The organism is Streptomyces viridochromogenes DSM 40736, from assembly GCF_000158955.1.
Classification (GTDB): Bacteria; Actinomycetota; Actinomycetes; order Streptomycetales; family Streptomycetaceae; genus Streptomyces; species Streptomyces venetus.
Window position 1 is genome coordinate 8,049,674 of record NZ_GG657757.1, and the last position, 19,235, is coordinate 8,068,908.

Genomic DNA, 19,235 nt, shown 5'->3' on the forward strand with positions numbered 1-19,235 from the left:
TCCCAGTGAACGGGTAGGAAATGATGGAGCGTCCGGAGTCGCCCGCCGACCGCGCGGTCCGCGCGGGCCGGTCGTCTCTCCTCCTCACCTCCCGCAGGCACATCGATCTCCTGCGCGTCTGCAGCGCGGCGAGGCCTCTGCGCTGAACCGGCGGTGCCCACCGGCACCGCACCCCGCCGCCCACGGGTGTGCGCCGACGCCGCCGCGCACCCACCCCGCGCACCCACCCCGTGTGCGCCGCCGCACCCGCGCGAACCAAGCCGGACCCGGACCCAGGGAGACACATGCCCGCCGCACCCCTGTCCACCGTGATGTCCCTCCCCTCCTCGCCGTCACCGTCGTTCCGAGGCAGGATCGGGTGCGACGCGAACAGCGGCTACTACGCCGTGCCGCGCCGCTACCGCCTCCACCTCTCGCTGTCCTCCCCGCACAGCCTGCGGATCGCCATCACGCACAGCCTGCTCGGCCTGGAAGAGACCCTTCCGGTCGAGCTGCTGCCGGCCGTTCCCGACAGGCCCGACGGCGGACACTCCGCGCTGCTCCCCCTGTACGAGGCCGGCTCGCACCGGCACTCCGGGCCGGCCGTCGCACCGGTCCTGAGCGACACCTGGACCGGACGGATCGTCAACAGCCACTCCGCACACATCCTCCATGACCTGGCCCGGCACTTCGGTGACGACAACCCGGACCGGCCCGTCCTCCACCCGCACGGCGCGGAGGAGGAGATCGAGGCCGTCGAACGCCTCTGCCGGTACCACATCGACGAAGCCGCCCAGCGGGCCGGGCAGGCCGACGTCGACGAGGAGGCGCGCGGTAGCGCCCTCAGTTCCCTGCTGCGCGTCCTGGGCAGCCTGGAGGCCCGGCTCGTTCACCAGGACTTCGTGCTGGGCGACCGGATGACCGCCGCCGACGTGCGGTTGTGGGTCGCGCTGGTCCAACTCGACACCGTGCACCGCCTGCACCTGGACGCCGCCGCGGTCCACCGTGTCGCCGGCCATCCGCACCTGTGGGCGTACGCCCGGCGGCTCGCCGCACACCCCGCCTTCGGCCGTCATCTCGACCTGGACGGCATCGCCCGCAGGCACCACGCCCGGTGTCAAGGACTGGAGGCCGCGGGGGCGGCGGTGCAGATCCTGGACTGGGCGGCTCACATCACGGACGCCACCTACGGCCCCACGCAACGGCACTCCGCACTCCACCTCGGTCCGTCCGGCCCGGCCTGACCCTCCTGGCACGGGGAGCCGTGGGCGCCGCACGTCGTGGTCGAGCGCAATGTCGTCACCGGCCAGAACCCCGCCTCCTCGGGCCCGCTCGCCGCCGAACTGCTCAAGAAGCTTCCCTGACACCGCACTTGCCCGAGACCGCACGCTCTGGGACCGCACCCACCGAAGGAACCTGATGACCACGCAGAACGCGATCGACTGGCCCGAGAAGTACCACCTCGTGCAGGGCAGGCTGGACCTCGTCTAGGGCGCGTCGTCGAGGAAGCCGCCCGACTGGTGCTGCCACAGCTTCGCGTAGGCGCCGTCGGACGCGAGCAGCTCCTGATGGGTGCCCTGTTCGACGATCCGCCCGCGGTCGAGGACGACGAGCTGGTCCATGGTGGCGACCGTGCTCAGCCGGTGCGCCACCACGAGCGCGGTCCGTCCCTCCATCAGCCGCCACAGCGCCTCCTGCACGAGGAGCTCGCTCTCCGAGTCCAGGGCGCTGGTCGCCTCGTCGAGCAGCAGGATCGGCGCGTCACGCAGGATCGCCCGGGCGAGCGCCACCCGCTGGCGCTGACCGCCGGACAGCTTCACTCCACGCTCGCCCACCATGGTGTCGAAGCCGTCCGGCAACGTGTCGGCGAACTCCGTGACATGGGCTGCCTCGGCCGCGCGGCGGATCTCGGCGTCGGTGGCGTCCGGCCGGGCGAACGAGATGTTGTCCCGCAGGGTGCGGTGGAACATCGCCGGGTCCTGCGGCACGTAGGCGATCTGGCTGCGCAGGTCGGCCTGGCGCAGCCGGCTGATGTCCTGGCCACCGACCAGGATGCGGCCGCCGTCGATGTCCGTCATCCGCAGGAGCAGCCGGGTGAGGGACGTCTTGCCGCCGCCGGACCGGCCGACCAGGCCGAGCTTGGCCCCGCTCGGCACGTCCAGGTCGAGTCCCTCGAACAGCGGCCGGCCGCCCCGGTGGGCGAAGGTCACCTTCTCGAAGCGGACATCGGCGGCCCGGGGCCGCAGCGGCTCAGGGACCGCCGGATCGAGCACGGTCGGCGGCGTCAGCAGCAGCTCGGTGAACTGCGCGGCCTCCGTCATCGAGCTCTCCAGACGGCGGTAGATCTGGTTGAAGTCGAACATGATCCGGGTGGCGTTGCTGTAATAGGTGAAGGCCACCACGATCGCCTCCACGCCCTGCGCGCCCCCGGCGAGCCTGACCGCGAGCAGCAGGCCCACCGCGTTGGTCAGCACCGACATCGGCGCCACCAGCGTGTCGATGCGCAGGTTGCCGTAGTCCCACGACCGCAGGGTGAGCCGGCGTGACGTGGCGACGCGGGAGCGGTGCTCGGCGGCCTCGCGCTCCTCGGCGGCGAACGCCCGTACCGTGTCCATGTTCATCAGGCTGTCGGCGACATGGCCCGACACCAGGGCGATCGCCTCCTCACGCTGGTGGACCAGCCGCTGGCGGCGCCGGATGAGAGGCACGACCAGCACCGCCGTCAGCGCGATCATCGCCAGCAGCCCGACGACGAGCAGCGGTTCGTAGCGCCAGAGCACCACGGCCCCGAACGTCAGCGGTACGAAGTTGCCCACGATCTGGAACGTCAGGGTGTCCACGCACGGTTCGAACCGGGAGGCGAAGCTCAGCACGCGCTTGGTCAGCGACCCGGCGAAGTTGTCCTGGAAGAACGCCGCGTCCTTGGCGAACAGTTCGTCCATCCCGATCACGTACAGGTGCTCGATGCCGAGGGCGTCAAGGCGGTTGAGACAGTGCAGGGCGACGCGCCACAGCGCCTCCGCGAGCAGCAGGACGCCGGCGAAGCCCAGTACGTACGGCAGTGTCGAGGAGACCGTGACGTCACGGTCGCCGGCCATGTCGCCGACGAGCTTGGCGACGATCAGAGGCGCCACGTAGTTGATGCCGATGTTGCCGAGCGCCGAGAGCACCATGGCGGGTGCCGTCCAGCGGCGGAGCCGGGCCAACTCCCGTCCGTAGTAGCGAAGCGCGAGCAGCACCGAGCGCTTGCCCGGCCGAATCCTGCGTGATTCCGGCGTTTCCATCCCACCCCTGTGTCGTCCTGCGGCTGACCGCCACCGTGTCTGCGCGGGCAGGGGGCATCGCCGCAACGAATGCGTGGATTTCGGGTCGAGTCCGGAAGTGTCCCGCGAGAGCGACCACGGAGTCCAAGCGTTTTCCGGCCGGGCGGTGGTGCGCGGGGAGCGCCCGGGAGGCACGGTGGGCGGACTCGGGGCGGGCGGTGGTGCCGGGCGGCCCACGGGTCGCCGTGACATCAGCCCCTGTGCTTCGTGCGTGGTCGGACGGAACGCCTCGGTGTCGAGCGGCGTCGCGAGCTCGCTCGGACGCTGACCGACGCGGTGCTGGTGCCCGAGGTCGGGCAGCCCGCGCCGGCCGCCCGGGTCGGGTTCCAGGTGTACTTCGTCGAGCGCGAGCGGGACATGATGGCCATCGGCGGGCGGCTGTTGGCGGATGCCGGACCGGAGGCCGACGTGATGGCCGTCGACGTCGCGGTGATGGACGCCGCCTGGCAGGCGGACGTGCGGGCTCAGGTCATCGAGCGGATCCTCGCCGCACTGGCGGCGGCGTGCGGGCGGGGCGAGCCCTCGCCTGCGTGGTGGGTCACCTTCCGGGTGATCGACGAAGGCAGTTGGGGTGCCTCCGGCGGTGTGCTGTCGATCCTGCCGTTGCTCGCGAGCGGGGTGTTCACCGAGGAACGGGCCGAGGCCGTTCGGGCGGCGTTGGCGGTCAGGTCCTGATCGTGGTGAGGATCAGCGCCTCAAGCTGGGCCGCGGTGCGGTCCAGCGGCTGGGTGCTGCGCTTGGCGCGGCACATGGCCACGGTCCCCTCGACCGCGGCGACGACGAGCGTCGCGACCTGTGCCGCCTGCTCGGGCTCGGCGCCGTGCTCGCGCAGGGAGCCGGCCAGCAGGCTCTCCCATTCGTCGAAGACCTCGGCGGCGGCCGTCAGGGCGGTGGGCGTCTCGTCCGCGGGAGGCTCCTCGATGGAGACGGCGAGGACCGGGCAGCCGGCCCGGAAGTCGCTGTCCACGACGATCTTGCGCCACAGGGCGAGAAAGGCCCGCAGTCCCGCGACCGGGCCCGCCTCCAACTCCCGGCGCAGGCTGCGGGCGGCCCATGCGCCGGTGTGGCGCACGGCCTCCGTGGCCAACTGCTGCTTGCCCTCGGGGAAGTAGTGGTAGGTCGAGCCGAGCGGTGCCCTCGCGTGCTTGGCCGTCTCGCGGATGCTCGTCGCGTTCAGGCCGCGCCGGCTGATCTGCGACATCGCCCGCGCGCTGGGCGCCTCCGACGTGCTCTACGTCGACCCCGACCCCGGACACCGCGACCTGGCCAGGGCCTTCGGAGCCGCCACCGCCGAGACCCTGGAACCGATCCCGCAGGGCTACGACATCGCCGTCGAGGCCACCGGTCGCGTCGAACAGCTCTCGCTGGCCGTCAAGTGCCTGACACCGGAAGGGATCTGCGAGAGCGCGGGCAACCACTTCCGCCCCGGCGAGCTGCCCCTGCTCGACATGTACCTCACCGGCGTCACCCTGCGCATCGCCCGCGACAGCGTACGCGCCCACATCCCCGACGCCCTCGAACTCGCCGCCTCCGGCAAGGTCGACCCCCGGAAGGTCGTCTCCCACGTCATGGACTGGGAGGACCTGCCGGCCGCGCTGCCGGAGAGACACCTCAAGCCGGTCTTCGTCAGGTCCGGCGACTGACCACTCCCGGGCGCTCGCCCCCCGGCCTGCCGGAACCGTCATGGCGTGGGGCTGTCCGGGAGCAGTGTGAAGACCCGGTCGAGGCCGACCAGCGTGAGGACGCGCAGCAGATTGGCCGGTACGGCGGCCAGGGCGACGTCGGCCCCGGCGTCCAGGGCGCGCTGGCGGGCGGCGGGGAACACGGTGATGCCGGAGGAGTCGCAGAACTCCAGCCCGGACAGATCGGGCGGCGCCGTGTGCCGGGGGCGGGCGGTCATCCCAGACAGAGCGGGAGCCGCGCGGCGAGGTCACCCAGCTCGGATCGCTCCGCCGCCGTCGGCGCGCGCCGGCCCGTGCCGACCAGCAGGGCGTCCAGGTCGTGGAACGACGCGGGGAAGGGGCTCCCCGCGATCCGCTCCAGCATCTCGCGGGACCGGGTGAGTCCCTCCGCAGGCGGTTGTTCCGGGTCCGGCAGGTACGCGATCAGGTCGAGGTGGTGCAGGGTCCACTCCATGACGTACGCCGAGAGGTAGTCGGCCACGGTGAGGACCTCGTCGCGGGTGCCGACCCTGAGGGCCGGGTCGGCGAGCAGGGCGGCGCGGCCCGCGGCCGAGCCGACGTCGTCCAGGTGGAACACGAGCAGCCTCGGGTCCTCGTACGCGGCGGCCAGCCGGACCGTCAGCGCGTCGAGCGGGTCCTCACCGGTCGGCGGTGCGGCGCTGACGTCCCAGTAGCTCACCGCGTCCCGGGTCGGTTCCCGGTCGGACGGGGTGGCGAGGGTGATCAGGACGTCCTGGGCGTCGATGACCAGATGGCACACCAGGTCCCGCACCAGCCAGCCCGTGCAGCCGGACGGCCGTGCGAAGTCCTCGTCGGAGAGCCCGGCGACCGCCGTGCGCAATGCCGTCCAGGAGCGTGAGATGTTTCCACGTGATCCACGTCGGCACCGTAGTGCCGTGCCGTCGCGGCGGACAAGCACATGTCGGCGGTCGATGTGCCCGACCGGTCCGCACGCGACTTCCACACCATGACCTCCGGTCAACTCCCCTCCCGTGCCCGCCAGTTCATCCGCCCAGCTCTGGCGGCCAGGCGGCTGCCTCTTCTCCGGCCGTACGGCGGGCCGGGCGGCGGCCGAGGCGACGGCGAGCTGACTGACCCGGCCAGGGGCGCACCGGCGCTCAACGGCCGGACGCACCCAGCCGTTCGGTCGCGAGGGCGGCGAGTTCGTCCGCGGTGCGCGGACCGGGCGCCGACCCGGTCAACAGCCCCTGGGCCCGCAGGAGATCGGTGACCGCGGCCCCCCACGGCAGCCGCAGCCCCGCCTCCCGGAGGAGATCGGTCCGGGCCAGCGCCACGGGGGCGGGGCCGGTGCGGACACCGGACGGGGTGAGCAGCGCCGCGTCGTCGGCCCAGCGCAGGGCGAGGTCGACGTCATGGGTGGCCATCACCACCGTGGTACCGGCATCGCGGAGCCCGTCGAGCGTGGTGAGGAGGCGTTCCTGACCGTCCGGGTCGAGGCCGGCCGTCGGCTCGTCGAGGATCAGCACCCGGGGTCGCATGGCGACCGCCCCCGCGATGGCGGTGCGTTTGCGCTGCCCGTAGGAGAGCAGATGGGTGGGCCGGTCGGCCAGGGCGGTGATGTCCAGCGCGGCGAGCGCCTCCGCCACCCGCGCCCGCACCTCCCCGTCGGGCAGACCGAGGTTCAGCGGCCCGAACGACACGTCCTGTTCGACGGAGGCCGCGAACAGCTGGTCGTCCGGGTCCTGCACTACCAGCTGGACGGTCGTCCGCAGTCGCGTCAGGCCCTTGCGGTCGTAGGTCACCGGCTGCCCGCCGACCGTCAACCGGCCCTCGTTTGGCCGCAGTCCGCCGCTGAGCAGCCGCATCAGCGTGGTCTTGCCGCTGCCGTTGCGGCCGAGCAGGGCGAGCGCACGCCCCTCGCGGATGTCGAAGTCGAGGCCGCTGAGCACGGCCGGGCCGTCCTCGTAGGCGAAGGACGCGCCGCGCAGGGCGACGAGGGCGGGCTCGCTCATGTCAGCGGCCTTTCCAGTGCGAAGGTGAGGACGGCCAGCGCCGCGAGGAGCGCGCAACTGGCGGCCGTGAAGCGGGCGGAGACGCGGGGCTTCGGGCAGCAGGACGCGCAGTGTGCCGTCGTAGCCGCGCCCGGCGAGACCGGCCTGGAGGCGGGCCGCCCGGTCGAAGGCCCGGACGAACGCGGTGGCGCCGAGCCCGCCCAGCGAACGCCAGGCGGCGGCCCGCGAGGTGTGCCCGAGCCGGGCGGCCTGCGCGTCGCGGACCCGGCGCACGGAGTCCAGCAGCAGGAAGCTCATGCGGTACGTCACGAGCGCCACGTCCACGACGGGCGCCGGGATCCCGGCCCGGACCAGCCGCGGCAGCAGGTCCGACATGGGCGTCGTGAAGGCGAACAGCAGCACGCCCAGGGAGGCCGCGGAGGTGCGCAGCAGCAACTCACCGGCCCGGACGGGCCCGTCGTGGGCGAGGGAGACGAACCCTCCCGGCCCGCCGACCTGGACGAGCAGCGTGATCGCGCCCGTCACGCAGAACCCCAACGGCACCCGGTAGGCCCGCCACAGCCGTTGCCGGGGCACACCGGCCGGACCCAGCAGCACCACCAGGGCCGTCACGAGCACCAGGGCCGCGCCCGGCCAGGGCGGCAGCGAGACGGCCAGCACGGTCAGGCCCAGTCCGAGCACGGCCTTGTCCACGGGATGACGGCGGCGCCAGCGACTGCTGTGCGCCGCCGCGTCGATCGGCAGCACGCGACTCAGGCCCTCTCGACCGTGGACTCCTCGGCCGTGTCGCGGTCCTGGCTCGCCGCGGCACGCTCCAGTGCCCGCTGCTCGCCCTGCCGCCGGCCCCGGCGCAGGCCGAAGTAGTAGGCGAGGACACCGGCGCCGAGAGCCGCCTGGAGGGAGAACAGGGCCGACTCGATCTCACCGGACGGCGGTTCGTACAGCGGCGAGAACCACGGCTTGTAGTCCGGCTCGATCTCGGTGATCGCCGTCTCGGCCTCGCCGTCGGAGCCCGTGAAGGGCTCCTTCTTGTGGTCGCCGAGGCCGAGCGCGAGCGGCAGCACGGCCAGCGCGGCCACGAGGACCAGCAGCAGGACGTTGATCTTCGTGTTCCTGCTCATCGGGTCACCGCCTCGGCCCCGGCCTCGGTCCGGGACCGCTTCTCGGCGAGGAGCACACCCAGCCGGGTCAGCTCGCCCTTGCTGGACTGCACCAGCAGCCGCATCACGAGCACCGTCAGCAGACCCTCGCTCACGGCGAGCGGAATCTGCGTGACCGCGAAGATGGAGCCGAACTTGCCGAGCGCTCCCAGGAACCCGCTGCCTGGGTCGGGGAAGGCCAGCGCCAGCTGCACGCTGGTGACGCAGTAGGTGGACAGGTCGGCGAAGAACGCGGCGAAGAACACGGCGACCATCAGCGGCACGTCGAACCGCCGCAGCAGCTTGTACACCGCGTACCCGGCCCAGGGCCCGACGATCGCCATGGAGAAGACGTTGGCGCCGAGCGTGGTGAGACCGCCGTGCGCGAGCAGCAGGGCCTGGAAGAGCAGGGTGATGGTGCCCAGCACCGCCATGACGGGCGGCCTAAACAGGATGGCTCCCAGGCCCGTGCCGGTGGGGTGGGAACAACTGCCGGTGACGGAGGGCAGTTTCAGGGCGGACAGGACGAACGTGAAGGCACCGGAGGCACCGAGGAGCAGGGTGCTCTCGGGATGCTCGCGCACTTCACGGGTGAGTGACCGGGCCCCGTGGACGACGAACGGCGCCGATGCGACGCCCCAGGCGACCGCGTGCGCCGGAGGAAGGAAACCCTCGGCTATGTGCATGGCTCAGCAGACCCTCTCCAGCACCTCGTGGATGGTTGACGCGCCTTGGCCGGTCTCCTGGCTCACGGGTCCCACCGCCCGTACTCCGCCTTCCCGGGTCCCTGAGGACCCAGTGGCCGCCCGCGAGGGCCGGAGCCGGACTTCCCGATCACAGTGGCGAGGGCCGCACCGGCATCACACCGGATTTCCCGTTCACCAAGGCGTGGTGACAGTAGTGCCGCGACAAGGGCGATGACAAGCCACCCGAGGGGGCGCGCAAGGGGCGCCCCCCGGCACACCGGCGCAGAACCCCTCAGCCGTCGCCCTCGTCGTCATCGCCCCCCGGGCCCTCCCGGGGCGGTTCGGGCTTTTCTTCCTGGGGCTTGTCCGCCTTCTCCGGCTTGGTGTCAGTCGCCTCCTCCGTCGGGGTCGTGGGGCTGGGTGCCGGGTCCGCGGGGGTCGGGGGAGCGGGTGCCGTGGTGGAGGGAGTGACATCGGCCACTGTGCCGACGGTCGGCGCCCCGTCGGCCGCCGGGGCGGACACGAGAGGGTCGGCGGACTCGGCTGACGAGGAGGCGGCAGGGCTGCTCGCGGACGGGGACGCGTCGGGTTCCGTGCCCTCCGTCGCGGTGTCGTCGGGCGAGAACCACATCATGCCGGCGAGCATCGCGGCCAGGAAGAGGGCCGCCGCCGCGGCCGTCGCGGCCACGCGCGGCCGGCTGCCCCGGGCGTTGCGCGGAGCGGCGCGACGTGAACGCCCCTCCCGGGCGGTGCGGGACCCCGTCGGCAGCGTGTACGTGGCCGGTCCGCCGGTCTCGGCCGCCGCGTACGCTCCCGGCCCGGAGGGCGCCGCCGGGAACGCGGCCTGCGGCAGCGGTTCGGGCAGACCCCGCCAGGCGCCGCCGGCGAACCACTCGGCGGTCTGCTGCGCAGTGGGCCGGTCCTCGGGCTGCTTGGCGAGCAGGGCGAGGAGGTAGCTCTCGAAGGCCGGCGGGAGACCGGTGACACCCAGCTCGCGGGGCGGCACGGGGGCGTTGTCGAGATGCTGGTGGAGGAGTGCGACGGCGGTGTCGGCCTGGAACGGCGGGCGGCCGCTGAGGAGCTGGTAGAGCACGCAGCCCAGGGAGTACATGTCGGAGGCGGGGCTCGCGGGCTTGCCCAGGGCCCGTTCCGGTGCGAGGTAGAGGCCGGTGCCGACGATCTGGCCGGTCGCGGTGAGGGCCGCGCCGGGATCGTCGAGGAAGCGCGCGATGCCGAAGTCGCCGATCTTGAGCGTGCCGTGGGCGTCCAGCAGGAGGTTGGCGGGTTTGACGTCCCGGTGCACGATGCCCTGCTCGTGCGCGGCGGCGAGTCCGGCGGCGGCCTGCGCGGCGAGGGCCGCCACCCGCTCGGCGGTGAGCGCGCCGGAGACGGCCAGCACCCCGGAGAGGCTGTCGCCGTCGACCAGTTCCATCACCAGGAACAGCCGGTTGTCGTGCTCGCCGAAGTCCAGGACACCGACGAGGTTGGGGTGGTTGAGACGCCCGGCGGTCTGGGCCTCCAGGCGGAACCGGGAGGCCGCCGTCGCGTCCGTGTCCTGGGGCAGCAGCAACTTGACCGCCACCGCCCTGGCGAGCATCTGGTCGTACGCACGCCAGACCTCTCCCATTCCGCCGCGCCCGATCTCAGTGTCCAGCCGGTAGCGGCCCGCTAGCAGCACTCGTCCTCGTCCTCATGCTCGTGGGAAGGTCGTCGCCGCAGGCGCAACTCCCCGCTTTCCCGCAGAGGTTGATGGAGGTGCCGCAGCCGACCCAGGATACTGGCGCCGCGTGACCGTCGTGGCCAGTCGTGTCCGCGCCCGGTCCTGTTCAGGCCGCCGAGCCCTCCTGCCCCCGGCGCGGAAGCAGCGTCACCGCGAGGGCCGTCACGACGGCGAGGACCAGCCAGGGCACGGAGGCCGGGAGGCCCAGGTCGAGCAGGAAGCCGGTGGCCGCGCTGCCCGCGAGCACGATCAGACCGGAGACGGACGACAGCGCACCCGTGTAGAGGCCGATCCGGCCCTCCTCGGCCAGGTCGGGCACCCAGGCCCGGGCGGCGGGCACGACCAGCATCTGCCCCACCGTCAGCAGCACGACGAAACCCGCGGCCGGCAGCAGTCCGGCGACGCCCGTCCAGCCGGCGGGGCGCGCGACGGCCACCACCGCGAAACCGGACGCGATCAGCAGCAGCCCGGCGGTCATGGAGCGGCGCAGGTCGAGCCGGTCGCCGGCCCAGCCGGTCACGCGCAGCTGAGCGAAGACCACGAGCACCGAGGAGAGCGCGAACAGCCAGGACAGCGGCGCCTGGGAGCCCGCAGCGCGCTGCACCTCGTCCGGCAGCGCCAGATACAGCTGGTTGTAGGCGAGCAGGTACGAGCCGTACGCGCAACACAGCGCCAGGAAGCGGCGGTCGCGCGGCAGCACCCGTGCACCGCCCCGCTGCGGGGCGCGAACCCGGCCCGGGATGTGCCGCGGCATCAGCCACAGATGCCCGGCGAGGACCAGCACGAAGACCGCGGCTCCCGCGAGGCACGCGGTGCGGAAGTCGACGGCGAGCAGCAGCCCGCCGAGCAGCGGGCCGACGAAGGCCCCGATCTGGCCCGCCACGCTGAACAGGGCCAGGACACGGGTGCGCGCCCCATGCCCTGCCGCTTCCCAGTCCACCGCCTGGCGGGCCACCTCGGACTCCACGGCGGGGGAGAACAGCGCGGCGGCGAACCCGATGACGAGCACGGCGCCGATCACGGACCAGGTCGCCTCCGCGTACCCGAGCCACGCGAACCCGGCGATCCGCAGCACGCAGCCGGCCAGCACCACCGGGCGGACTCCCCACCGGTCGACGAGCAGGCCGCCCACCACGAACAGCCCTTGCTGACTGAAGGTGCGCAGTCCGAGGACGAAGCCGACCAGCCAGCCCGCCATGCCGATCGCGGTGCCCAGATGTTCGGCGAGGAACGGCAGGACGGCGTAGAAGCCGATGTTGAAGGCGAGTTGCGTCAGGATCAGCAGCCGCGGCAGCGGCGAGAGCTCCTTCCAGAGCCGCCAGGTGCTCTGGCGCGGAGCCCTGGGCGTCGTACGGGAGGCCCGACGGCCCAGGGCACGGGAGGCGGGGTCGGTCATCGTTCTTGCGCCGGTGGGGTGGTCACAGGGCTCAGGAGGGCGTCGGGCTGGTGCGACCGCCGCCGCGGGGCGGGCGTGATCCGTGCTCCGGGTGGACCGGCCGTTCCGCCGGGCCGCTCGCGCCGCCGTTCACGCCGCCGGGGCAGCCGTACACCCCCGGTGGCCGTTACCGCGAGCGCTCCCAGCAGGGCGAGCACGGCGGCGGGGAAGAGGACGGCCCACGGGGCCCGTTCGGCGTACGGCTGGTTCTCGGCGAGCAGCAGCCCCCACTCGGGAGACGGCGGCTGGGCGCCCAGGCCGAGGAAGCCGAGCGCGGCCAGACCCAGCGCGATGCCGGGCAGCCGGAGCAACGCGTGCCGGGCCACCGGTGGCAGGACGGCCGGCAGCAGTTCGTGCCGGAGCAGATACCCGCGCCCGGCGCCCAGCGCACGGGTGGCGGCCAGGTGCGTGGTCGCGCGCTCCTGACGCAGCAGTGCGGAGGTGTGGGCGGCCAGCGGGGACCAGGCGACGGCGCCGACGGCGAGGGCGGGTGTCCACGGGCCGCTGCCCGCGGCCCCGGCGACGAGAAGACCGGCCAGCACGGGCGGTACGGCGCTGACGGTGTCGACCAGCGGCCCGGACAGCCTCGGCAACAGCCCCAGCAGCAGCCCGGTGACGAGGGCGGCGGCGCTCACCGCCAGGGCGATGCCGAGCGTGGTGAGCGCGCCGTGCGAGACCCGGGCGAGGACATCACGGCCGAGCGCGTCCGTCCCGAAGGGGTGCGCCGGAGACGGGGCTCGCAGCCGGGCGAGGGCGTCCAGGGCGAGGGGGTCGCGGGGCAGTCCGAGACCGATGACGGCCGTGAGCACCGCCCCGTACAGCAGCGGCAGGGCGCGGGGCGCCGGCGGGCCGGGCCGGTGCAGGGAGTGCAGGGCGCCGTCGCGCAAGGCGGGCCCGGTCAGCAGCCGGGCCGCGAGCCGGGCGAGGACGCCGGCGGTGGCCGCGAGCAGGACCAGGGCGAGCGTGCCGCTCTGCAGGACGGGCAGATCCTGGGCGAGGGCGGCGTGCAGCGTGAGCCGGCCGAGGCCCGGGATGTCGAAGACCTGCTCCACGGCGACGGATCCGCCGGTCAGGCCGACCACGAACAGGCCCAGGTTGGGCAGCAGTCCGGGCACACAGCGGCGCACCGCCTGCCGCGCCACCGACGTCGGTGGGACACCGCGCGCCGCTGCGGCCGGCGCCCAGGATTCGGCGAACGCACCGGGCAGCAGGTCGTCCAGCAGCCGTCCGAGCAGCGCTCCGGCGGGCAGACCGAGGGCCAGTGAGGGCAGCACCATCCACTGCGGCCCGTACCAGCCCAGCGCGGGCAGCCAGCCCAGCCGCACACCGATCACGGAGGCCAGCACCGAGGCGACCAGGAACTCGGGCAGCGCGGCCAGCATCGCGGTCGCCGTACCGCCGCGCCCGCGCGCGCCGAGCCGGCCTCGCGCGCCGAGGCGGAGCGTCCGGGGCGCACACCGCCGTCACCGTGGCCGCGGCGACCGCGAGAGCCCCGGACATCAGCAGCAGCGACATGCCGAGCGCCTGCGTGACGGAGGGCAGCACCTGGGCGCCGGACACCCACGAGGTGCCCGCGTCCCCGTGCGGCAGTCCGCTCAGCCACCGGCCGAGCAGGGCCAAGGGTCCGTCGTCGAGCCCGAGTTCGTCCCGGATCGCGCGCAGCGTACCGGGCGTGGGGTCGCGGTCCGCCGAGCGGGCCTTGAGCACGGTCAGCGCCGGGTCGGTGCGCGACAGCCACGGCAGCAGGCCGATCGCGCCGACCAGGGCGGCCGCGAGCAGGGCCCGCCACAGCAGCGTCGGGCCGCCGCCACGCGCGAGCACGCGCAGGGCGGCGAGGCCCTTGGCCAAGGGTGAGATCGCGGTGTTCAGTGTCTTCCCCGGGTTGCTCAGGCGAAGGGAATCTCGAAGTGCACCACGCCGCTGCCCCCGCCGGGCACTTCCTCCCGCTCGTCGCACACCACCTTGCCCTGCGACCGCCACAGGCCCATCGCGCCGGGTGAGTGCGGATACGTGTGCAGATACACGGACCGGTAACCACCGTCGGCCCGTGCGAAGTCGACCAGGCCTGCCACGAGCCGCCGGGCCAGCCCGCGCCGCCGGTGCCCGGAGCTGACGTACACCCGCCGGAGCTGAGCCGTCTCGCCGGAGGGGAACCGTTCCGCCAGCCAGCGCGGGTTCGGTGGATGCGCCGGCCCGCGCGCGTCCAGCGCCCCCGTGGCCGCCACTGTGCCGTCCCGCTCGTCCACGGCGACCAGGAGCGTGTGGCGCGGCGGTTCGACGTAGAAGGACACCGGGTCGATGATGTCGGCGTGCCAACGCGGCACGAAGCCGGTGCCGAAGTCGCGGTACACGGCGTCCAGCATCACCACCCGCGCCCCGTCGATGTCCCCAGGTGTGGCTGTCCTGATGCTGTAGTCGTGCATTTGCACATCATATGCAAGTGGCTTCCGGGCTCATTCAGGGGCCGGTGCCCGTCCTGTGGGGCGCGCCCGTGGCGCATCGAGGCGCCGTCAGGTATTGAGCGGTCCGCGTGACTTCGTGCGTCCCTGGCGCGGCAGAGGGAAAGGCATGGTCCGGCCGCCCTCCGACCGAAGGTGATCGCCCGTGTCCCTCACCACCCCCGCGCAGTCCGCCGCGGGTACCCCACTGCTGAACCAGAGCCCGGTCGACATCCGGCCGCAGGACACCGACGTCTCGGCCCTGCCGCCGCTGCGCCTGCGCCACCCGGCACGGCTCACCATGCGGCTGCGCCTCGAGCGCCCGAAGCGGCACGGTCCCGGCCGCGACCGGCCGGAGGAGGGCACGGTGAAGGCCGAGCCGCCGCCCGGGCAGGAGTGCCTGATGAGCGTCGGCGACCGTACGTACCACCTGGAGGACGTCCCGGGCGAGGCCCACCCTTGCCTGGACCGACGGCAACGCCCGCGAGGTGCAGCCGCTCGGCGACCGGCGCCTCGCCGGCGACCGTCACCGCTGGTGGTGACGCGCGGGACCGGGCGGTCCGCCAGGACTGCGCACGGGGACGGCCGCTTCAGCTCCCGGCCGGGGCGAGCACGACGAAGTCCGCGTTCGCCGGGTCCAGGCAGACGGCCAGCCTGCCGACGCCCTCCACGTCCGCGGGGCCCATCTGTACGCTGCCGCCGTTCCCGGTGACCGCGGCCACCGCTGCGTCGCAGTCCGCCACGGCGAAGACCGGGTGCCAGTACGGCCGCCCGCCCGCGAGTGACAGCTGCTCCTTGTCGAGCTCCATGAGGCCGCCGTGCATACGTTCCTCGGGCAGGCCGGCGGGGGTGATGAGGGTGTACGTGCCCCCGCCGCCCGGCAGCTGCGTGTCGCTGAACTGCCAGCCGAAGAGGCCGCCGTAGAACTCCTTCGCGGCCGCCGCGTCGCTCGTGTACAGCTCGGTCCAGGACAGCGAGCCCGGCTGGTCCACCAGATCGACCCCCTTGTTGGTCCCCGGCTGCCAGACGGCGAACTGGCCTCCCAGCGGGTCGCTGTACTGCGCCATCCGGCCCCAGTCGTCGAGGTCCATCGGCGGCACCCGCACGGTGCCACCCGCCTGCTGCACGGCCTGCGTGGTGGCATCCGCGTCGGTGACGCTGAAGTAGAGCATCCAGGCCGGGCGCGCCCCTTCCTCCGTGAGCTTGCCGAGCCCGGCGACGATCTTGCCGTCCTTCCGGAACATCCCTCCTTCGAAGTCCTCGCTCTGGCCCATGGGCTCGTACTCCCAGCCGAGCACGGCGCCGTAGAAGGACGCGGCGGTCCGGACGTCCGGAGCTCCGAGGTCGAGCCAACAGGGGGAACCGGGGGCGAACTCCGTGGTGATCATGGCGATGCTTCCCTTCCACTGATCCTCTGTGGCCCCAGCGTGACACCGGGCACCGGCACTCGCCCGTCGGAGGCCCGTGGGAGCATCGGGTCCATCGCCCGGCCAGGGTGGTCGCGGATCTGGCGCTGTGAGGGATGGGTGGTCGGGGTGGACCCGGTGGGTGTGGGACGACACGATGTTCGCGGGGGCCGCCCGCCTACTACGGGCGGGGAAGGCTGCCGTACGCCCCCGGGCTGGCGGACGCGCTCGCGGAGGCGCTGCGGCTCGACGGGAGGGGGCGTCTGATCGACGTGGGCTGCGGGCCCGGGACCCTCGCCCTGGGCCTTGCCCATCTGTTCGGCGAGGTCGTCGGTGTGGACGCCGACGGCGGGATGATCGCCGAAGCGGCGCGCGGGGCCGCCGGCCGGGGACTGGGGGAGAAGACCCGGTGGGTGCGGGCCCGTGCCGAGACGCTGCCCGCCGGGCTCGGCACCTTCACGGTCGCCACCTTCGGACAGTCCTTCCACTGGATGGACCGCGACCTGGTCGCGGCGACCGTTTTGGGCTTGCTCCGGCCCGGTGGGGCCCTGGTGCACATTCTCCGACCTGAAGACCGAGGAGCCGACCGCTTTTCGTGCCTGCTCTTCACCCGGCGGTCCCCTTTCTTCTGTCGGTGGACGAGCTGGTCAAGCGGTACCTGGGGCCCGTACGGCGAGCAGGCCGAGGTCTGCTGCCGCAGGGAACACCGGGCGGCGAGGCCGAGGTGTTCGCCCGGGCGGGTTTCGCCGGACCCCGGCGCCTCGTGGTGCCCGGCGGCCGGACACTGGAGCGGACCGTCGACGACGTCGTCGCCTGGGTGTTCTCGATGTCGTTCTCGGCGCCGCATCTGTTCGAAGGGCGCCGCGACGACTTCGAGGAGGACCTGCGCGGGCTGCTGCGGGAGGCCTCCGAGCCGGGCCTGTTCTCCGAACGCGGGCCGAGCACGGAGGTCTTCGTGTGGCGGACGGACGCCTCCCTGTACTGACCCGGAAGGGCACCGGGACGGATTTCAGTGGACGGACAGACCGCCGTCGACGTAGACCGACTGGCCCGTGAGGTAGGCGGAAGCCGGGCTCGCCAGGAAGACCGCCGCACCCGCGAAGTCCTCCGCCAGGCCGTTCCGCCCGATCATGGTGCGGGCCGCGAGGGCGGCCACCTTCTCCGGATCCGAGGACAGCCGCGCGTTGAGCGGTGTCATGACGAAGCCCGGCACCAGCACGTTGCAGGTGACACCGCGCGGCGACCACGCCTCGGCCTGGGACCGCGCCAGCGCCTCCAGCCCGCCCTTGGAGGCGCCGTAGGCACCGCTCTGGACGAACGCCCGGTGCGCCTGCTGGGAGCTGATGTGCACGATGCGCCCGTACCCGCGCTTCGCCATACCGGGGCCGAAACGCTGACCCAGCAGGAAGGGGGCCTCCAGGTTGACGGCCATCGTCACGTCCCAGACGTCCTCGGTGAGTTCGTCCATCGGCGGGCGCAGGTTGATCCCGGCGCTGTTGACGAGGATGTCGGGCTCCCCGAACACCTCGGCGGCCCGCTCGGCGGCCGTCCGCACACCCTCACGCGTGCTCAGGTCCGCGCTGACCCACGCGGCGCGGCAGCCCTCGGCCGTCAGCTCCTCGACGGTCGAGGTGAGTCCGGCCTCGCCGCGGGCTACGACCACCACGCTCGCCCCGGCACGCGCGAGGGCGCCCGTGATGGCGCGGCCGATACCGGAACTGCCGCCCGTGACCACCGCGACCCGGCCCTTCAGGGAGAACAACTCGGAGAGGTACGCCTGTTCGGCCGGTGTCGGTCGTGTCGTCATGGCGAGAACTGTATGAGGCCCGGCCGGAGGCATCGACTCCGGGACGGGCAGTGGCCTGGATCACATACCGTGTGTTGAGTGCCCGGCCCCGGCGGTTTCCGTACCCATGGGTGAACGAGCGGGGCCGGATGCGAGGATGAGGCGCCATGACAGCTGGGTGGTGTGCTCGCACGACACGGGCCGCGGTGTTCGCGGCCGTCTGTGTCGTGCTCGCCGCCCTGGGCCACGTCATGATGTCCGGCGACCACGTGCCGCCGCGGACCCTGGCGGCCGGCTGGGCCGTGACCGGTGTGGCGGGCTGGTGCCTGGCGGGCCGCGAGCGCGGTCTGCGGCTGGTCGTCGCCGTCGCCGTGGCCGTGCAGACGGCCCTGCACTCGGCGTTCTCCCTCATGTCGCCGTCGCCGCCCGCCGGAACAGCGGGTTCCAGGGCAGCGGACTCCATGCACATGGGGTCCATGCACATGGGGTCCACGCACATGGGGTCCACGCATATGGGATCCCTGCACATGGAGTCCGTGGACGCGGGTGCCATGGGGCACGCGGGACACCTCCCGGGCGGTGACTCGTCGCTCGGCATGCTCGCCGCCCACCTGCTCGCCGCCCTCCTGTGCGGACTGTGGCTGGGCCACGGGGAGCGGGCCGTGTTCCGCCTGCTGCGTGCCGTGGCCGGCCGGCTGGCCGCGCCGCTGCGGCTGCTGTTCGCCCTGCCGGCCCCGCCGCCCCCGCCCGTGCGCGTACGGCGACCGTCCTCGGACCGGGCGCCGCGCCTCCTCCTTCTCGTCCACGCGATCACCTCTCGAGGGCCGCCCGTGAGGGCCGCTGCCGTCTGACGGCAGCCGGTGGTCCCGGGGCAGCCCCTGTGCGCCCCGGAGCCGGTCGTACGTCCGTGCCGGCGGGCAACGCCGTACGGGTACGACCGCATCCCTCACTCACCAGGACCGCGCGGCCACGCGCGCACGCCCGGCGTCCCGTGCGCACGCGTGCCCGCACGCCCGTGGTCCCGGCATCCCGAGAAGGACATCAGGTGATCACTCCTGCCCTGCCCCTGTCCCGCGAGAGAACCGAGCCCTCGGCGCCGGCCGACGAGTCGATAACCGCCTGGGCACTGGCCGCCCGTGGCGGTGACGCCGCGGCCGTCGACCGCTTCGTGCGCGCCCTGCACCGTGACGTCATCCGCTACGTCGCCCACCTGTGTGCCGATCCGCAGGCCGTGGACGACCTGGCGCAGGACACGTTCCTGCGGGCCCTCGGCAGCCTGCACCGGTTCGAGGGCCGCTCCTCGGCCCGTGCCTGGCTGCTGGCCATCGCCCGGCGTGCGGTGGCCGACAGCCTCCGGTACACCGCCGTACGCCCCCGCCGGGCCGACCTGCCGGACTGGGAGCTGGCGGTCGAACTCGCCCAGCCCCGAGGACTGCCCGGCTTCGACGACGGTGTCGCACTGCTGGAGCTGCTGGCCGGACTGCCGGACGAGCGGCGTGAGGCGTTCGTCCTCACACAGCTCCTCGGTCTTCCGTACGCGGAGGCCGCCGAGCTGAGCGGCTGCCCGATCGGCACCGTCCGCTCCCGTGTGGCGCGCGCCCGGGCGTCGCTCCTCGCCCTGCTCGCCGAGGCGGAGGCGCCGCCCGCCGTGTCACCCGCCCTGGCCGC

16 protein-coding genes, 5 pseudogenes and 1 riboswitch are annotated in these 19,235 nt (G+C 73.4%); of the genes and pseudogenes, 7 read left to right on the forward strand and 14 right to left on the reverse strand.

Annotated features, from left to right (window positions below; translation table 11 throughout):
- Positions 1 to 284 precede the first annotated feature (284 nt).
- Both SSQG_RS35255 and SSQG_RS43250 read left to right on the forward strand, forming a co-directional pair.
- The gene (locus SSQG_RS35255) at positions 285 to 1,223 is read left to right on the forward strand and encodes a glutathione S-transferase C-terminal domain-containing protein (protein ID WP_052310392.1); all 939 of its coding nucleotides are present in this window, start codon (positions 285 to 287) and stop codon (positions 1,221 to 1,223) included.
- Between the two features lie 12 nt (positions 1,224 to 1,235).
- Positions 1,236 to 1,343: pseudogene (locus SSQG_RS43250) on the forward strand (type 1 glutamine amidotransferase domain-containing protein); the annotation flags it as partial.
- Between the two features lie 123 nt (positions 1,344 to 1,466).
- Here SSQG_RS43250 and SSQG_RS35260 read toward each other — a convergent pair.
- Complete coding sequence (locus SSQG_RS35260) at positions 1,467 to 3,263, reverse strand: ABC transporter ATP-binding protein (protein WP_078506978.1); 1,797 nt, start codon at positions 3,261 to 3,263, stop codon at positions 1,467 to 1,469.
- A 246-nt stretch (positions 3,264 to 3,509) separates the two neighbouring features.
- On the opposite strand from SSQG_RS35260, the gene SSQG_RS35265 reads away from it, so the two are divergent.
- Positions 3,510 to 3,977 (forward strand): hypothetical protein, encoded by a 468-nt coding sequence (locus SSQG_RS35265; RefSeq protein WP_003994781.1) that lies wholly within the window; start codon positions 3,510 to 3,512, stop codon positions 3,975 to 3,977.
- Here SSQG_RS35265 and SSQG_RS35270 read toward each other — a convergent pair.
- Positions 3,967 to 4,503 (reverse strand): TetR/AcrR family transcriptional regulator, encoded by a 537-nt coding sequence (locus SSQG_RS35270; RefSeq protein ID WP_003994783.1) that lies wholly within the window; start codon positions 4,501 to 4,503, stop codon positions 3,967 to 3,969. The two genes, SSQG_RS35265 and SSQG_RS35270, sit on opposite strands and share 11 nt — an antisense overlap.
- On the opposite strand from SSQG_RS35270, the pseudogene SSQG_RS35275 reads away from it, so the two are divergent.
- Positions 4,493 to 4,945: pseudogene (locus SSQG_RS35275) on the forward strand (zinc-dependent alcohol dehydrogenase); the annotation flags it as partial. The gene SSQG_RS35270 and the pseudogene SSQG_RS35275 sit on opposite strands and share 11 nt — an antisense overlap.
- A gap of 38 nt (positions 4,946 to 4,983) precedes the next feature.
- Here the strand turns inward: SSQG_RS35275 and SSQG_RS35280 are convergent.
- From SSQG_RS35280 to SSQG_RS35325, 11 genes and pseudogenes are all read right to left on the reverse strand, one after another.
- The gene (locus SSQG_RS35280) at positions 4,984 to 5,202 is read right to left on the reverse strand and encodes an STAS domain-containing protein (RefSeq protein ID WP_003994784.1); all 219 of its coding nucleotides are present in this window, start codon (positions 5,200 to 5,202) and stop codon (positions 4,984 to 4,986) included.
- On the reverse strand, positions 5,199 to 5,846 hold the full coding sequence (locus tag SSQG_RS35285; RefSeq protein ID WP_039935681.1) for a maleylpyruvate isomerase N-terminal domain-containing protein: 648 nt from the start codon (positions 5,844 to 5,846) through the stop codon (positions 5,199 to 5,201). Before SSQG_RS35285 ends, SSQG_RS35280 begins: the two co-directional genes overlap by 4 nt.
- A gap of 256 nt (positions 5,847 to 6,102) precedes the next feature.
- On the reverse strand, positions 6,103 to 6,957 hold the full coding sequence (locus tag SSQG_RS35290) for an energy-coupling factor ABC transporter ATP-binding protein (protein WP_003994786.1): 855 nt from the start codon (positions 6,955 to 6,957) through the stop codon (positions 6,103 to 6,105).
- Positions 6,954 to 7,704, reverse strand: a pseudogene (gene cbiQ, locus SSQG_RS40070) (cobalt ECF transporter T component CbiQ). Before cbiQ ends, SSQG_RS35290 begins: the two are co-directional and overlap by 4 nt.
- Positions 7,705 to 7,709: 5 nt before the next feature.
- Entirely contained in the window at positions 7,710 to 8,078 is a 369-nt protein-coding gene (locus tag SSQG_RS35295; RefSeq protein WP_003994788.1) for an energy-coupling factor ABC transporter substrate-binding protein, read from the reverse strand.
- Complete coding sequence (locus SSQG_RS35300) at positions 8,075 to 8,782, reverse strand: energy-coupling factor ABC transporter permease (RefSeq protein WP_003994789.1); 708 nt, start codon at positions 8,780 to 8,782, stop codon at positions 8,075 to 8,077. The genes SSQG_RS35295 and SSQG_RS35300 overlap by 4 nt, the downstream gene beginning before the upstream one ends.
- 30 nt (positions 8,783 to 8,812) lie before the next feature.
- Positions 8,813 to 8,997: riboswitch (cobalamin riboswitch) on the reverse strand.
- A gap of 77 nt (positions 8,998 to 9,074) precedes the next feature.
- Positions 9,075 to 10,460, reverse strand: a complete 1,386-nt coding sequence (locus SSQG_RS35305) for a serine/threonine-protein kinase (RefSeq protein ID WP_003994790.1) — start codon at positions 10,458 to 10,460, stop codon at positions 9,075 to 9,077.
- Between the two features lie 148 nt (positions 10,461 to 10,608).
- Positions 10,609 to 11,898 carry an MDR family MFS transporter gene (locus SSQG_RS35310; protein ID WP_003994791.1) on the reverse strand — a complete coding sequence of 430 codons (1,290 nt, stop codon included), beginning with the start codon at positions 11,896 to 11,898 and terminating at the stop codon, positions 10,609 to 10,611.
- A pseudogene (locus SSQG_RS35315) lies at positions 11,895 to 13,437 on the reverse strand (ABC transporter permease subunit). Before SSQG_RS35315 ends, SSQG_RS35310 begins: the two are co-directional and overlap by 4 nt.
- Before the next feature lie 386 nt (positions 13,438 to 13,823).
- Positions 13,824 to 14,360: a GNAT family N-acetyltransferase gene (locus tag SSQG_RS35320; protein ID WP_039934319.1), complete on the reverse strand. Its 537-nt coding sequence runs from the start codon at positions 14,358 to 14,360 to the stop codon at positions 13,824 to 13,826.
- 605 nt (positions 14,361 to 14,965) lie between these two features.
- Complete coding sequence (locus tag SSQG_RS35325; protein WP_003994794.1) at positions 14,966 to 15,763, reverse strand: VOC family protein; 798 nt, start codon at positions 15,761 to 15,763, stop codon at positions 14,966 to 14,968.
- Between the two features lie 175 nt (positions 15,764 to 15,938).
- Here SSQG_RS35325 and SSQG_RS44170 point away from each other — a divergent pair.
- A pseudogene (locus SSQG_RS44170) lies at positions 15,939 to 16,766 on the forward strand (class I SAM-dependent methyltransferase).
- Between the two features lie 24 nt (positions 16,767 to 16,790).
- Here the strand turns inward: SSQG_RS44170 and SSQG_RS35335 are convergent.
- Positions 16,791 to 17,588 (reverse strand): SDR family NAD(P)-dependent oxidoreductase, encoded by a 798-nt coding sequence (locus tag SSQG_RS35335; RefSeq protein ID WP_003994796.1) that lies wholly within the window; start codon positions 17,586 to 17,588, stop codon positions 16,791 to 16,793.
- A gap of 146 nt (positions 17,589 to 17,734) precedes the next feature.
- Here SSQG_RS35335 and SSQG_RS35340 point away from each other — a divergent pair, with 146 nt between their 5' ends.
- Both SSQG_RS35340 and SSQG_RS35345 read left to right on the forward strand, forming a co-directional pair.
- Positions 17,735 to 18,418 carry a hypothetical protein gene (locus SSQG_RS35340; protein ID WP_003994797.1) on the forward strand — a complete coding sequence of 228 codons (684 nt, stop codon included), beginning with the start codon at positions 17,735 to 17,737 and terminating at the stop codon, positions 18,416 to 18,418.
- Between the two features lie 194 nt (positions 18,419 to 18,612).
- On the forward strand, positions 18,613 to 19,235 hold a 623-nt coding region (locus SSQG_RS35345), incomplete at its 3' end, for a sigma-70 family RNA polymerase sigma factor (RefSeq protein WP_003994798.1).

Bases quoted from the DNA above. Each gene is read 5' to 3' on its own strand.
- SSQG_RS35270 (WP_003994783.1), bottom strand. From the start codon at position 4,503: ATGTCGCAGATCAGCCGGCGCGGCCTGAACGCGACGAGCATCCGCGAG.
- SSQG_RS35320 (WP_039934319.1), bottom strand. From the start codon at position 14,360: ATGCACGACTACAGCATCAGGACAGCCACACCTGGGGACATCGACGGG.
- SSQG_RS35300 (WP_003994789.1), bottom strand. From the start codon at position 8,782: ATGCACATAGCCGAGGGTTTCCTTCCTCCGGCGCACGCGGTCGCCTGG.
- SSQG_RS35290 (WP_003994786.1), bottom strand. From the start codon at position 6,957: ATGAGCGAGCCCGCCCTCGTCGCCCTGCGCGGCGCGTCCTTCGCCTAC.
- SSQG_RS35335 (WP_003994796.1), bottom strand. From the start codon at position 17,588: ATGACGACACGACCGACACCGGCCGAACAGGCGTACCTCTCCGAGTTG.
- SSQG_RS35295 (WP_003994788.1), bottom strand. From the start codon at position 8,078: ATGAGCAGGAACACGAAGATCAACGTCCTGCTGCTGGTCCTCGTGGCC.
- SSQG_RS35280 (WP_003994784.1), bottom strand. From the start codon at position 5,202: ATGACCGCCCGCCCCCGGCACACGGCGCCGCCCGATCTGTCCGGGCTG.
- SSQG_RS35325 (WP_003994794.1), bottom strand. From the start codon at position 15,763: ATGATCACCACGGAGTTCGCCCCCGGTTCCCCCTGTTGGCTCGACCTC.
- SSQG_RS35310 (WP_003994791.1), bottom strand. From the start codon at position 11,898: ATGACCGACCCCGCCTCCCGTGCCCTGGGCCGTCGGGCCTCCCGTACG.
- SSQG_RS35260 (WP_078506978.1), bottom strand. From the start codon at position 3,263: ATGGAAACGCCGGAATCACGCAGGATTCGGCCGGGCAAGCGCTCGGTG.
- SSQG_RS35255 (WP_052310392.1), top strand. From the start codon at position 285: ATGCCCGCCGCACCCCTGTCCACCGTGATGTCCCTCCCCTCCTCGCCG.
- SSQG_RS35340 (WP_003994797.1), top strand. From the start codon at position 17,735: ATGACAGCTGGGTGGTGTGCTCGCACGACACGGGCCGCGGTGTTCGCG.